Genomic DNA, 13,607 nt, shown 5'->3' with positions numbered 1-13,607 from the left:
ACTGGAGTAGATGATGCAGTTCTCTAAAATGCATGGCCTCGGCAACGATTTCATGGTCGTCGACGCGGTAACGCAGAACGTTTTTTTCTCGCCTGAGCTGATCCGCCGTCTGGCGGACCGGCATCTTGGCGTGGGTTTCGATCAGCTGTTGATCGTCGAGCCGCCTTACGATCCGGACCTGGATTTCCACTACCGCATCTTCAACGCTGACGGTAGCGAAGTTTCCCAGTGCGGCAACGGCGCGCGCTGCTTTGCGCGCTTTGTGCGCCTGAAAGGCCTGACCAATAAACGTGATATCCGCGTCAGTACCGCTAACGGGCGCATGGTATTAAGCGTAACGGAAGACGATCTGGTGCGCGTGAATATGGGTGAGCCCAACTTCGAGCCTGCACAGGTGCCGTTCCGCGCGAACAAAGCGGAAAAGACCTATATTATGCGGGCGGCCGAACAGACAGTATTGTGCGGCGTGGTCTCCATGGGGAACCCACACTGCGTGATTCAGGTCGACGATGTTGAGACGGCGGCGGTTGAAACGCTGGGGCCGGTGATGGAAAGCCATGAACGTTTTCCAGAACGCGCTAACATTGGTTTCATGCAGGTTGTGCAGCGGGATCATATTCGTCTGCGCGTTTACGAACGCGGGGCGGGTGAAACCCAGGCCTGCGGAAGCGGCGCGTGTGCGGCTGTGGCCGTCGGCATTCAGCAAGGTCTGCTGGCGGAAGAAGTGCGCGTGGAATTGCCGGGCGGGCGTCTTGATATCGCCTGGAAAGGACCGGGCCAACCGTTGTTTATGACTGGCCCGGCGGCACATGTCTATGACGGATTTATTCACCTATGAAACAGGTTGGGGAAGAACAGCAGGACGCTATCGCCGCGCTAAACGACAGCGCGGTGGTGGACTATCTGCTGCAACATCCTGAATTCTTTATTCGTAATGCTGCAGCCGTTGAGCAAATGCGTGTCCCGCACCCGGTGCGGGGCATGGTCTCGCTGGTCGAGTGGCATATGGCGCGTTCGCGTAACTATATCGCGATGCTTGAAGAGAACATGGGCCAGCTGATGGAGCAGGCAACGGCTAACGAAGGCCTGTTTTATCGTCTGCTGCATTTGCAAAACCGGCTGGCCTGCGCGGAAAGCCTGGATGATTTGCTGCTGCGCTTTCACCGATGGGCGCGTGAGCTCGGGCTGGCAGGCGCATCTATCCGGCTGTTTTCCGATCGCTGGCGGCTTGGCGCACCGTCGAAATATACCGATCTCGTCCTTTCCCGTCAGGCATTTGAGCCACTGCGTATCCAGCGTTTAGGCCAGGGCAACCATTATCTGGGAACCCTCAATGGTCCGGAGCTGTTGCTGGTATTACCGGATGCCAAGGCGGTGGGATCGGTGGCCATGTCGATGATGGGCAGCGACGGCGATCTGGGCGTTATCCTCTTCAGCAGCCGCGACCCGCACCACTATCAGCCGGGGCAAGGCACACAGCTATTACAGGAGATCGCCCTGATGCTGCCCGGGCTGCTGGAACGCTGGATAGAACGCGTATGACGGACTCCGAACTGGGGCTCTCTGTCGCCCGTTTCCTCCGCTATCTGGGCGTAGAACGGCAGCTCAGCCCGATTACCCTACTTAACTACCAGCGTCAGCTTGATGCCATTATTGAACTGGCCGCAGAGATGGGCCTGCAGAATTGGCAACAATGTGATGCTGCGATGGTGCGTAGTTTTGCGACCCGCAGTCGCCGTAAAGGGCTGGGCGCGGCAAGCCTGGCGCTACGCCTGTCTGCCTTACGCAGCTTCTTTGACTGGATGGTCAGCCAGGGCGTACTGCCCGCCAACCCGGCAAAAGGCATCGCCGCGCCAAAAGCGCCGCGCCACCTGCCGAAGAATATCGACGTCGACGACGTTAATCGTCTATTGGACATCGATCTTAATGATCCGCTGGCGGTGCGCGACCGCGCAATGCTGGAGGTCATGTACGGCGCAGGCCTGCGTCTGTCCGAGCTGGTGAATCTGGATATCAAACATCTGGACCTCGACACCGGCGAAGTGTGGGTCATGGGCAAAGGCAGCAAAGAGCGCCGTCTGCCGATTGGCCGCAACGCCGTCGCGTGGATAGAACACTGGCTCGATCTACGGGGCCTGTTTGGCAGCGACGAGGACGCGCTATTCCTCTCTAAGCTCGGCAAGCGAATTTCGGCGCGTAACGTGCAAAAACGCTTTGCCGAATGGGGCGTGAAGCAGGGGCTGAATAGCCACGTGCACCCGCACAAGCTGCGCCACTCGTTCGCTACCCATATGCTTGAATCGAGCGGCGATCTGCGCGGCGTACAGGAACTGCTGGGCCACGCCAACCTGTCGACCACCCAAATCTATACCCATCTTGATTTTCAACACCTTGCATCGGTGTACGATGCGGCGCATCCGCGCGCCAAACGGGAGAAATAATGCGTTTTTATCGACCGCTGGGCACGATTGCCGCGTTGACGTTTGACCTTGACGATACCCTGTATGATAACCGTCCGGTGATTGACCGTACGATGCAGGAGTCGCTGAATTTTGTGCGCGGCTACCATCCGGCGCTGGCGCACTTTGATGCCATAATGCTCCAGCGGTGGCGCGATGCGCTGTTGCAAACCGAACCGGAAATTTATCACGACGTCACCGAATGGCGCTGGCGTGCGCTGGAGTCCGGCATGCGCCAACTGGGGCTAACGGCGGCGGAAGCCAAAGCCGGTGCCGATGCGGCGATGGCTAACTTTGCGCAGTGGCGTAGCCGGGTTGACGTACCTCAGGAGACTCACGACACGCTGAAAAAGCTGGGCGAAAAATGGCCGCTGGTGGCGATCACCAACGGTAACGCTCAGCCCGAGCTGTTTGGCCTGAGCGACTATTTTGAATTTGTACTGCGCGCTGGCCCGGACGGGCGGTCGAAGCCGTTTGCCGATATGTACCATCTGGCCGCCGAGCGCCTAAACGTGCCGCTTGGCGCTATTTTGCACGTGGGCGATGATCTCACCACCGACGTGGCGGGCGCCGTGCGCTGCGGGATGCAGGCCTGCTGGATTAAGCCAGAAAACGCCGACCTGATGCAGACCGCCGATAGCCGTTTATTGCCGCATGTCGAGATTTCCCGGTTGGCATCTCTGACCTCGCTGATATAATCATCAGCAACTCTGTATAAAATTCCAGGGGTCTGACGGGACCCCGATTCTTTCCGGCGGTGCCAATGGACGTTTCTTACCTGCTCGACAGCCTCAACGATAAACAGCGCGAAGCCGTCGCGGCGGAGCGGACCAACATGCTGGTGCTCGCCGGCGCTGGCAGCGGCAAGACGCGCGTGCTGGTGCATCGTATCGCCTGGCTGCAGAGCGTTGAAAACTGCTCACCGTACTCGATCATGGCCGTCACCTTTACCAACAAAGCGGCGGCGGAAATGCGCCACCGTATTGGCGAGCTGATGGGTACCTCGCAGGGCGGCATGTGGGTGGGCACTTTCCACGGGCTGGCGCACCGTCTGCTGCGCGCCCATCATCTGGACGCCAACCTGCCGCAGGACTTTCAGATCCTCGACAGTGAAGATCAGCTGCGCCTGCTTAAGCGCCTGATTAAAGCCATGAATCTGGATGAGAAGCAGTGGCCGCCGCGTCAGGCGATGTGGTTTATCAACAGCCAGAAAGACGAAGGGCTACGTCCGCACCATCTGCAAAGCTACGGTAACCCGGTCGAGCAAACCTGGCAGAAGGTGTACCAGGCCTATCAGGAAGCCTGCGATCGCGCCGGGCTGGTGGATTTTGCCGAGCTGCTGCTGCGCGCCCATGAGCTGTGGCTTAACAAGCCACATATTCTTCAGCACTATCGAGAACGTTTTACCAATATCCTGGTGGACGAATTCCAGGATACCAACAACATTCAGTACGCGTGGATCCGCCTGCTGGCGGGCGATACCGGCAAAGTGATGATCGTTGGCGACGATGACCAGTCGATCTACGGCTGGCGCGGCGCGCAGGTGGAGAACATCCAGCGCTTCCTCAACGATTTCCCCGGCGCGGAAACCATCCGCCTGGAGCAGAACTACCGTTCGACCAGCAATATCCTCAGCGCGGCGAACGCCCTGATTGAGAACAACAACGGGCGTCTGGGCAAAAAGCTGTGGACCGACGGCGCCGACGGTGAACCGATCTCCCTCTACTGCGCGTTCAACGAACTCGATGAAGCCCGCTTTGTGGTCAACCGGATTAAAACCTGGCAGGACAACGGCGGCGCGCTGACCGAATGCGCCATTCTTTACCGCAGCAACGCCCAATCGCGCGTGCTGGAAGAGGCGTTGTTACAGGCCAGTATGCCGTACCGTATTTACGGCGGCATGCGCTTCTTCGAACGCCAGGAAATCAAAGATGCGCTTTCTTATTTGCGCCTGATTGCCAACCGTAACGACGACGCAGCGTTTGAGCGCGTGGTCAATACGCCGACGCGCGGTATCGGCGATCGCACGCTGGACGTGGTGCGTCAGACTTCCCGCGACCGCCAGCTGACGTTGTGGCAGGCGTGCCGCGAGCTGCTGCAGGAGAAAGCGCTGGCGGGCCGTGCGGCGAGCGCATTACAGCGTTTTATGGAGCTGATTGACGCGCTGGCGCAGGAAACTGCCGATATGCCGCTGCATGTGCAGACCGATCGCGTGGTGAAAGACTCCGGCCTGCGCACAATGTACGAGCAGGAAAAAGGCGAGAAGGGCCAGACCCGCATCGAAAACTTAGATGAACTGGTGACGGCTACGCGCCAGTTCAGCTACAACGAAGAAGACGAAGATTTAATGCCGCTGCAGGCATTCCTTTCCCACGCGGCGCTGGAAGCCGGGGAAGGGCAGGCCGATACCTGGCAGGACGCCGTGCAGCTGATGACCCTGCACTCGGCGAAAGGTCTGGAATTCCCGCAGGTGTTTATCGTCGGTATGGAAGAGGGGATGTTCCCCAGCCAGATGTCGCTGGATGAAGGCGGCCGCCTGGAAGAGGAACGTCGTCTGGCCTACGTCGGCGTGACGCGTGCGATGCAGAAGCTGACGCTGACCTACGCTGAAACCCGCCGTCTGTATGGCAAAGAGGTGTATCATCGTCCGTCGCGCTTTATTGGTGAACTGCCGGAAGCGTGCGTTGAAGAGGTACGCCTGCGCGCCACCGTGAGCCGCCCGGTGAGCCATCAGCGGATGGGTACGCCGATGGCGGAAAACGACACCGGCTACAAGCTCGGCCAGCGCGTACGCCATGCGAAATTTGGCGAGGGTACCATCGTTAACCTGGAAGGCAGCGGCGAACACAGCCGCCTGCAAGTTGCGTTCCAGGGGCAGGGAATTAAATGGCTGGTCGCGGCCTACGCCCGGCTGGAAACGGTATAACTTTCAGAAAAATATAATCATTTTGTAACGATCTGCTAGCCTTACGGAAGAGAAGGTAATTAATCCCGGTTAGCGTTTCGTTGCGTGTTGACGTCGTTTTTTTGCTGGCGTAACATGCGCGCACGATTACGCTAAGAGGACAAAGCCTTGGACACACCCAGTAGATGCTGGCTCACCTTCCTGTCATCCAGGAACAACTCCTAAGGCTATCCTCTTATGCTGATAGCCTTAGCGGTTGTCAGCGACCTGTATTTTATCCCGTCGCATTGAGTCAGGCTGTTTAATGGTCTGAAACCCCTGTAGTTTCTGTGTGCCCACCGGCTGTCCGATAATTTTTTGCATTGGGAGTCCCGGTCATGCTGAGCGCATTTCAACTGGAAAACAATCGTTTAACGCGTCTTGAGGCGGATGAGATCGATCACCTCGCCAGCTCGGTTTGGGTAGATTTGGTCGAGCCGGACGACGATGAACGAAACCGTGTGCAAAAGGATTTGGGCCAGAACCTGGCTACGCGCCCCGAACTGGAAGACATCGAAGCATCCGCACGTTTTTTTGAAGACGAAGACGGCCTGCATATTCACTCCTTCTTCTTCTATGAAGATGCGGACGATCACGCAGGTAACTCCACCGTCGCATTCACCATCCGCGAAGGGCGTCTGTTTACGCTGCGCGAGCGCGAGCTGCCGGCATTCCGCCTGTATCGTATGCGTGCGCGTAACCAGTCGATGGTTGATGGCAACGCCTACGAGCTGCTGCTTGACCTGTTCGAAACCAAAATCGAACAGCTGGCGGATGAAATTGAAAACATCTACAGCGATCTGGAAAAGCTGAGCCGCGTCATTATGGAAGGGCATCAGGGCGATGAGTATGACGAAGCGCTCTCGACGCTGGCGGAGCTGGAAGATATCGGCTGGAAGGTTCGCCTGTGTCTGATGGATACCCAGCGCGCGCTGAACTTTCTCGTGCGTAAGGCGCGTTTACCGGCCAGTCAGCTCGAACAGGCGCGCGAAATTTTGCGCGATATCGAGTCGCTGTTGCCACACAACGAATCGCTGTTCCAGAAGGTTAACTTCCTGATGCAGGCGGCGATGGGCTTCATCAACATCGAACAGAACCGCATTATCAAGATCTTCTCGGTGGTGTCCGTGGTGTTCCTGCCGCCGACGCTGGTGGCTTCAAGCTATGGGATGAACTTTGAGTTTATGCCAGAGCTGCGCTGGAGCTTTGGCTATCCGGGGGCGATTATCTTTATGATTCTGGCGGGGCTTGCGCCGTACCTGTACTTCAAACGTAAGAACTGGCTGTAAATGTCGTGCCGGATAAGCGCATCGCCATCCGGCAACGTCTTAGCCCTGACGCCCTCGTCTTTGCGTATAAATTGCATCCATCACGAAAATCGCCAGCGCGACCCAGATAAACGCGAAGGTGACCATCTTGTCCGCCCCCGGTACTTCACCGTAGAACGTGACCGCCAGCAGGAACATCAGCGTAGGGCCAATGTACTGGAAGAACCCCAGCGTCGACAGGCGCAGGCGGGTTGCGGCGCCGGTAAAGCACAGCAGTGGAATGGTTGTCACCACGCCTGCGGCAATCAGCAGCAGGTTCAGAGACCACGGGTTATTGCCCATATGGCTGGTTGCGCTGTCGGCGATACCAAACAGATAAATCGCCGCCACCGGCAGTAGCCAGAGCGTTTCAAACAGCATACCCGTCTGCGCATCGACGGCGATTTTCTTACGCACCAGGCCGTAAAAGGCGAAGCTGAACGCCAGGCCCAGGGCGATAATAGGCAGCGAGCCGAAGGTCCACAGCTGCACCAGTACGCCGCAGATGGCCAAAATGACCGCCAGCCACTGCATACGGCGGAAGCGCTCGCCGAGGAAAATCATCCCCAGCAGGATATTCACCAGCGGGTTAATGAAGTAGCCGAGGCTGGCTTCCAGCATGTGATGATTGTTAACTGACCAGATAAACAGCAGCCAGTTACCGCCGATCAGCACCGCAGAGAGCGCCAGCAGAAAGACCTTTTTGGGCGTTTTCAGCAGCGTTCTCACCTGTGACCACTGACGGCTGATGCTAATCAAGGCCACCATAAAGAAAAATGACCAGATGACGCGGTGCGTCAGGATTTCATCGGCAGGGACATAGTAAATCAGCTTAAAATAGGCGGGCGCAATGCCCCAGATAAAATAGGCGGCAAGGGCGAGCAGTACGCCCTGCCGCGTCTGTTTGGGATCCATGTGAAACATCCATTACGAAAAAGTCGCGCAATTTTACGCGATTCTGGCGGTTATCCCACCATATAAGTCGCCGTAGCGCTGGCGATATGCGTTTTCTCTTCGTTGTGCAACTCGACGCGGGCAACCGCCACTTTGTTTCCGGCGCGCAGCAGCGTGCTGCTGGCGGTAAAGCGCGTGCCGCGGCCCGGGCGCAGGTAGTCGACCCGCAGGTCAATGGTGCCCATCTTCGACAGCCGCTGGCGCAGCTCGTCTTCGTTGATGGTATCGTGGCGCGTTAACGTACTGCCTACGCACACCAGACCGGCGGCGACGTCCAGCGCCGAGGCGATGACCCCGCCGTGCAAAATGCTTTGCGCCCAGTTCCCTACCATCATCGGCTGATTATTAAAGCTCAGCTGTGCGAAGGCTTTTTCATAGACCTCCAGCTCCAGATTCAAAGCGCGATTGAACGGCATATGGTAGACAAAGATTTCCCCAACCAGCTTGAGCGCGTCGGCGGCGGTGAGTTCAGCAGACATAATGACCTTATTTTGTTTGTTAATAAAATGTTGATTTTATGCCCTTCGGGTGTTGATTTCTACTTTCAGAAAGGTTTGATGAGCAAGAACCGTGTAAAAAGGTAGAATGCGTGTCATTTTATTATTCATTATTTTTATATATCTCAGGGGAAAGTGACTGATGCGACTCTCAAGGAGTGGGTTATTGGCGCTGCTGCTGCCTGTTTCGGCGTTGGCGCAGGAAGCGACAATTAAAGAAGTTCATGATGTTCCGGCGGTGCGCGGCAGCATTATTGCTAATCTTTTGCAGGAGCATGAAAATCCATTCACGCTCTACCCCTATGAAAGTAACTATCTGCTGTACACCTGGACCAGCGATCTCAACAAAGAAGCCATTCGCTCGTACGACTGGGCTGAAAACGCACGTAAGGATGAGGTGAAGTTTCAACTGAGTATGGCCTTCCCGCTGTGGCGCGGCATTCTGGGCGATAACTCGGTGCTGGCGGGTTCCTATACCCAGCGCTCCTGGTGGCAGCTTTCCAACAGCGGCGAGTCTGCACCGTTTCGCGAAACCAACTATGAGCCGCAGCTTTTCCTCGGCTTTGCCACCGACTACCGCTTTGCCGGCTGGACCCTGCGTGACGTCGAGTTTGGCTTCAACCATGACTCTAACGGCCGCTCTGATCCTACCTCGCGTAGCTGGAACCGACTATACACGCGTCTGATGGCGCAAAACGGCAACTGGCTGGTGGAAGTGAAGCCCTGGTACGTGGTTGGCGATACCGACGATAACCCAGATATCACCAAATACATGGGCTACTACCGGCTGAAAATTGGCTATCAGCTGGGCGATGCGGTGCTGAGCGCACAGGGACAATATAACTGGAACACCGGCTACGGCGGCGCGGAGCTGGGCGTGAGCTACCCCATCAGCAAACACGTGCGCCTGTACACACAGGTCTATAGCGGCTACGGTGAATCACTGATCGACTATAACTTTAATCAGACCCGCGTGGGCGTGGGTGTGATGCTTAACGATCTGTTTTAACTGCATATCCGCCGGTTTGTTGCGAGCACGGCCGAAGGAATTCGTCTAAAACATTGCAGTTTGGCACGCAGGCGCTGAAAATAGCGCCTGTTTTTATTTTCAGGTGAATGGGGTCAACGTGGCACAGGCGGAAGTTTTAAATCAGGAATCGCTGGCTAAACAGGTTTTGCAGGAGACCTTTGGCTATCAGCAATTCCGCCCGGGCCAGGAAACCATCATCGATACCGTACTGAGCGGGCGCGACTGTCTGGTCGTGATGCCTACCGGTGGCGGTAAATCCCTGTGTTATCAGATTCCTGCGCTGGTAATGGATGGCCTCACGGTGGTGGTTTCGCCGTTGATTTCGCTGATGAAAGATCAGGTCGATCAGCTGCTGGCCAACGGGGTAGCGGCGGCGTGCATTAACTCCACGCAAACCCGCGAGCAGCAGCAAGAGGTGATGGCCGGCTGCCGTAACGGGCAGGTTCGTCTGCTCTACATTGCCCCGGAACGCCTGATGCTGGATAACTTCCTCGATCACCTGGCGCACTGGAATCCGTCGATGCTGGCGGTGGATGAAGCCCACTGTATCTCCCAATGGGGGCATGATTTCCGCCCGGAATACGCTGCGCTGGGCCAGCTGCGACAGCGCTTCCCCGCGCTACCGTTTATGGCGTTGACCGCCACCGCTGATGACACGACCCGCAGCGACATCGTTCGGCTGCTCGGGCTTAACGACCCGCTGATTCAAATCAGCAGCTTTGATCGGCCGAATATTCGCTATATGTTGATGGAGAAGTTTAAACCGCTCGATCAACTGATGCGCTACGTGCAGGAGCAGCGCGGTAAGTCCGGCATTATCTACTGCAACAGCCGCTCGAAGGTAGAAGACACCGCCGCGCGTCTGCAAAGCCGCGGTATCAGCGCGGGTGCCTATCATGCCGGGCTGGAAAACGACGTACGTGCCGACGTGCAGGAAAAATTCCAGCGCGACGATCTGCAAATTGTCGTGGCGACCGTTGCGTTCGGCATGGGTATCAACAAGCCCAACGTGCGGTTTGTGGTGCATTTTGATATTCCACGCAATATCGAATCCTACTACCAGGAGACCGGCCGTGCCGGACGAGACGGTCTGCCTGCGGAAGCGATGCTGTTTTACGATCCGGCGGATATGGCGTGGCTGCGCCGTTGCCTGGAAGAAAAACCCGAGGGCATGCTGCAAGACATTGAGCGCCATAAGCTTAATGCCATGGGAGCCTTTGCTGAGGCGCAGACCTGCCGACGCCTGGTGTTGCTCAACTACTTCGGTGAAGGGCGCCAGGAGCCGTGCGGCAACTGCGATATCTGTCTCGACCCGCCGAAACAGTACGACGGCGTACAGGACGCACAGATTGCTCTGTCAACGATTGGCCGGGTTAACCAGCGCTTTGGTATGGGCTATGTGGTTGAAGTGATTCGCGGCGCCAACAGCCAGCGTATCCGCGAGTTCGGCCACGATAAGCTTAAAGTCTACGGTATGGGGCGTGATAAAAGCCATGAACACTGGGTCAGCGTCATTCGTCAGCTGATTCACCTCGGCTTCGTCACCCAAAATATCGCCCAGCATTCAGCCCTTCAGCTTACCGATGCGGCACGCCCGGTGCTGCGCGGTGAAGCGCCGCTCCAGCTTGCGGTGCCGCGTATTGTGGCGCTGAAGCCGCGCGTCATGCAGAAAGCGGCGGTCGGTAACTACGACAAGCAGCTGTTTGCCAAGCTGCGTAAGCTACGTAAAGCCATCGCTGATGAAGAAAACATCCCGCCGTACGTGGTCTTTAACGACGCGACGCTGATTGAAATGGCCGAACAGATGCCGATATCACCGAGTGATATGCTGAGCGTTAACGGCGTGGGGACACGCAAACTGGAGCGCTTTGGTCGGGAGTTCCTGGCGCTGATTCGCGCTCACGTCGACGGCGATGATGAAGAGTAGTCAGGCGGCGGAAAAAGTGTCAGGATAGTTACCCACTGTACTATTTTCCGCGAATGTATCGCCCCGTTTGGTAGGTCTATCATGATAACGCTGTTTCTCACCGTCGCGCTGGTGCACATCATTGCCTTGATGAGCCCGGGGCCAGATTTCTTTTTTGTTTCCCAAACAGCCGTCAGCCGCTCGCGAAAAGAAGCGATGATGGGCGTACTGGGAATTACCTGCGGCGTGATGGTTTGGGCTGGCGTGGCGCTGCTCGGTCTGCATCTGATTATCGAAAAAATGGCGTGGCTGCATACCATTATTATGGTCGGTGGCGGCCTGTATCTATGCTGGATGGGCTATCAGATGCTGCGCGGGGCGTTAAAGAAAGAAAAAGTATCGGCGGAAGCTGAACCGCTGGTTGAACTGGCGCAGGGTGGGCGAAGCTTTATGAAGGGGCTGCTGACCAATCTGGCTAACCCAAAAGCGATTATCTACTTTGGCTCGGTGTTCTCGCTATTCGTTGGCGACAGCGTTGGCGCAGGCGCGCGTTGGGGGATTTTCGCGTTGATTATCATTGAAACGCTGGCCTGGTTCACGATTGTCGCCAGCCTGTTCGCACTGCCCGCAATGCGTCGCGGCTATCAGCGTGCGGCGAAGTGGATTGACGGCGTGGCGGGCACCCTGTTTGCGGGCTTTGGCATTCACCTGATTATTTCGCGCTAACCGCGTTGTCCCACCCGACGACGTGTTTCCGGGTGGGCTGCGTTATTTCAGCGAGTGAGCTGCTGTAGTTCATCGGCTGAAAGGCCGGTGATTTCCATAATCATGCTATTGTCGAGACCTTTAGCCAGCATTGCTTTCGCAACATCCTGCATGGCGGCAAATTTACCTTCCTGAATACCTTCCTTTCGCCCAATCAGCTTCAACTCTTCTGCCATGGTCATAAATTTATCTCCATGCTCCGGCACGCGCTGTGCCAGCCCATACAATAATTTCTGAACGTTTCGAGCTTGTCCCGCCTGTACCATGTAGTTTATCAGGATGGTTATTTGTTGTCCGCTCAACAGTCCTGATATGAACAGTTTGGCGAGTTTATCCTCTAGCTGTGCCATATCACGGAGACGGATATGCTTTTGTACCAGCGTAAGCGCGGCCATACTGCGATGTTGCATAATTTCTTCATCAGGAATAGTGGTGATATCGACGAGCGGAAAAGCATGGCTGTAAAGCTGGAGCGCCGCATTCGGATCGTGAAATTCATCCAGCCAGTTCAGCGTCCAGGGGTAGGGGCTGCGCTTGCCGTGATAGAACAGAATAGGGATTACTAGCGGCAGTTTCTTATGACCCGCATTGAGATGCTGCTGCATCGCCGCTACGGCGTAGCGTAGCAAGCGGAAAGCCATATGTTTGTCCGGCGAGCTCTGGTGCTCAATAAGAACATGGATATAGCCGCACCCGGTCATTGTTTGTAGGGAATAGATAATATCGTTGTAATAAGGACGCAGGTCGTCCTCAATAAAACTCCCTGACTCTAAGCGCAGCGTCTCCAGTTTGCACCGTTTTATTAGCGCCGGCGGTAGGTGAATCTCGATAAAATCCCGCGCGGTTTCCACGCGGGACAGGAAGGTTTTGAAGACCGCGTCATGCGGTGAAGCAGCTTCCGCCATCGTCCGTCATCCTTGAATTAGAAGGTCTGGCGGTATTCTGGCACCGACGTGTCCGCGTCAATAACGGAAATTTAAAACCGTTTCCGGCTATGCGTGCGGCCTCGTACCAATTTGGCGGCCAGCAACGCTGGTGACAAAAAAACTGCGAGCCGCGTTCACGCGTGCCGTGCCGACGCCAGCAGCGCCCCTACCAGCATAAACAGTGAACCAAACGCCTTATTCAACGCTTTCATCTGCTTCGGCCCTTTAATCCACGCCGAAATACGCTGCGCCAGCGTAGCGTAGCCAATCATCACGATGATATCGACCACGATGGTGGTCACGCCGAGTACCAGATACTGCATGACCTGCGGCTGATGCGGCACGATAAACTGCGGGAACAGCGCGGCAAGAAATACGATGCTTTTCGGGTTAGTCAGATTTACGAATATCGCGCGCTGGAACAGCTTGCCCCGCGACTGTGTTTTCGCCAGCGTTTTCAAGTCGATAGCGCCCGCTGCCCGCCACTGTTGGATACCGAGCCAAATCAGGTATGCCGCGCCCGCCCACTTCAGCACTTCAAACGCCAGCACCGAGCGGGAAAACAGCGTCCCCAGTCCTACGCCAACCAGCACGATATGAATCGCCAGACCGGTCTGCAGCCCGGCAATTGACGCCGCTGCGCCGCGGTAGCCGTGGTTGATGGAGGTTGTCATGGTATTGATCGCACCTGAGCCCGGTGACAGGCTGAGAATTATGGATGTTAGCAGGTAGGCGAACCACCATTCGAAGGTCATGAGAAACTCCCTGATTGTCTGTTTTTATGCCACAATACGCTAATGTGCAGACGTTGTGTTATAC

General features: G+C 56.4%; 14 protein-coding genes. 10 read left to right on the top strand and 4 right to left on the bottom strand.

Annotated features, from left to right (window positions below):
* The first annotated feature begins 13 nt into the window (after positions 1 to 13).
* The 7 genes from dapF (at position 14) to corA (ending at position 6,692) form a co-directional block, all read left to right on the top strand.
* A complete protein-coding gene (dapF, locus tag H7R76_RS22610; RefSeq protein WP_106929856.1) occupies positions 14 to 838 on the top strand; it encodes a diaminopimelate epimerase in 825 nt (274 codons plus the stop codon).
* Positions 835 to 1,542 carry a DUF484 domain-containing protein gene (locus tag H7R76_RS22605; protein WP_106929858.1) on the top strand — a complete coding sequence of 236 codons (708 nt, stop codon included), beginning with the start codon at positions 835 to 837 and terminating at the stop codon, positions 1,540 to 1,542. Before dapF ends, H7R76_RS22605 begins: the two co-directional genes overlap by 4 nt.
* Entirely contained in the window at positions 1,539 to 2,441 is a 903-nt protein-coding gene (gene xerC / locus H7R76_RS22600) for a tyrosine recombinase XerC (protein WP_106929860.1), read from the top strand. The genes H7R76_RS22605 and xerC overlap by 4 nt, the downstream gene beginning before the upstream one ends.
* Positions 2,441 to 3,157 carry a 5-amino-6-(5-phospho-D-ribitylamino)uracil phosphatase YigB gene (gene yigB, locus H7R76_RS22595; RefSeq protein WP_106929862.1) on the top strand — a complete coding sequence of 239 codons (717 nt, stop codon included), beginning with the start codon at positions 2,441 to 2,443 and terminating at the stop codon, positions 3,155 to 3,157. Before xerC ends, yigB begins: the two co-directional genes overlap by 1 nt.
* Before the next feature lie 65 nt (positions 3,158 to 3,222).
* Entirely contained in the window at positions 3,223 to 5,385 is a 2,163-nt protein-coding gene (gene uvrD / locus H7R76_RS22590; protein ID WP_182929690.1) for a DNA helicase II, read from the top strand.
* Positions 5,386 to 5,532: 147 nt separating this feature from the next.
* Positions 5,533 to 5,589: a YsgD/CorL family protein gene (ysgD, locus tag H7R76_RS24985; RefSeq protein ID WP_218007475.1), complete on the top strand. Its 57-nt coding sequence runs from the start codon at positions 5,533 to 5,535 to the stop codon at positions 5,587 to 5,589.
* Positions 5,590 to 5,741: 152 nt separating this feature from the next.
* Positions 5,742 to 6,692: a magnesium/cobalt transporter CorA gene (gene corA / locus H7R76_RS22585; RefSeq protein WP_106929866.1), complete on the top strand. Its 951-nt coding sequence runs from the start codon at positions 5,742 to 5,744 to the stop codon at positions 6,690 to 6,692.
* Between the two features lie 39 nt (positions 6,693 to 6,731).
* On the opposite strand, the gene rarD is transcribed toward corA, so the two are convergent.
* Positions 6,732 to 7,625 (bottom strand): EamA family transporter RarD, encoded by an 894-nt coding sequence (rarD, locus tag H7R76_RS22580; protein WP_182966546.1) that lies wholly within the window; start codon positions 7,623 to 7,625, stop codon positions 6,732 to 6,734.
* A gap of 50 nt (positions 7,626 to 7,675) precedes the next feature.
* Positions 7,676 to 8,143: an acyl-CoA thioesterase YigI gene (yigI, locus tag H7R76_RS22575; protein WP_106929870.1), complete on the bottom strand. Its 468-nt coding sequence runs from the start codon at positions 8,141 to 8,143 to the stop codon at positions 7,676 to 7,678.
* A gap of 160 nt (positions 8,144 to 8,303) precedes the next feature.
* Between yigI and pldA the strand changes: the two genes are divergently transcribed.
* From pldA to rhtC, 3 genes are all read left to right on the top strand, one after another.
* Positions 8,304 to 9,170, top strand: coding sequence for a phospholipase A (pldA, locus tag H7R76_RS22570; RefSeq protein WP_106929872.1), 867 nt, complete (start codon positions 8,304 to 8,306; stop codon positions 9,168 to 9,170).
* 118 nt (positions 9,171 to 9,288) lie between these two features.
* A complete protein-coding gene (recQ, locus tag H7R76_RS22565; protein ID WP_182966544.1) occupies positions 9,289 to 11,118 on the top strand; it encodes an ATP-dependent DNA helicase RecQ in 1,830 nt (609 codons plus the stop codon).
* Positions 11,119 to 11,199: 81 nt separating this feature from the next.
* Positions 11,200 to 11,823 (top strand): threonine export protein RhtC, encoded by a 624-nt coding sequence (gene rhtC / locus H7R76_RS22560; RefSeq protein WP_182929687.1) that lies wholly within the window; start codon positions 11,200 to 11,202, stop codon positions 11,821 to 11,823.
* Positions 11,824 to 11,870: 47 nt separating this feature from the next.
* On the opposite strand, the gene H7R76_RS22555 is transcribed toward rhtC, so the two are convergent.
* Together H7R76_RS22555 and rhtB are read right to left on the bottom strand one after the other, a co-directional pair.
* Complete coding sequence (locus H7R76_RS22555) at positions 11,871 to 12,767, bottom strand: Rpn family recombination-promoting nuclease/putative transposase (RefSeq protein WP_182929686.1); 897 nt, start codon at positions 12,765 to 12,767, stop codon at positions 11,871 to 11,873.
* Positions 12,768 to 12,922: 155 nt separating this feature from the next.
* A complete protein-coding gene (gene rhtB, locus H7R76_RS22550) occupies positions 12,923 to 13,543 on the bottom strand; it encodes a homoserine/homoserine lactone efflux protein (RefSeq protein WP_182966541.1) in 621 nt (206 codons plus the stop codon).
* Positions 13,544 to 13,607 lie beyond the last annotated feature (64 nt).

Source organism: Klebsiella sp. WP8-S18-ESBL-06, assembly GCF_014169755.1.
In the GTDB taxonomy this organism is placed as follows: domain Bacteria; phylum Pseudomonadota; class Gammaproteobacteria; order Enterobacterales; family Enterobacteriaceae; genus Kluyvera; species Kluyvera ascorbata_B.
This window is presented reverse-complemented; position numbering and strand designations above follow the sequence as displayed.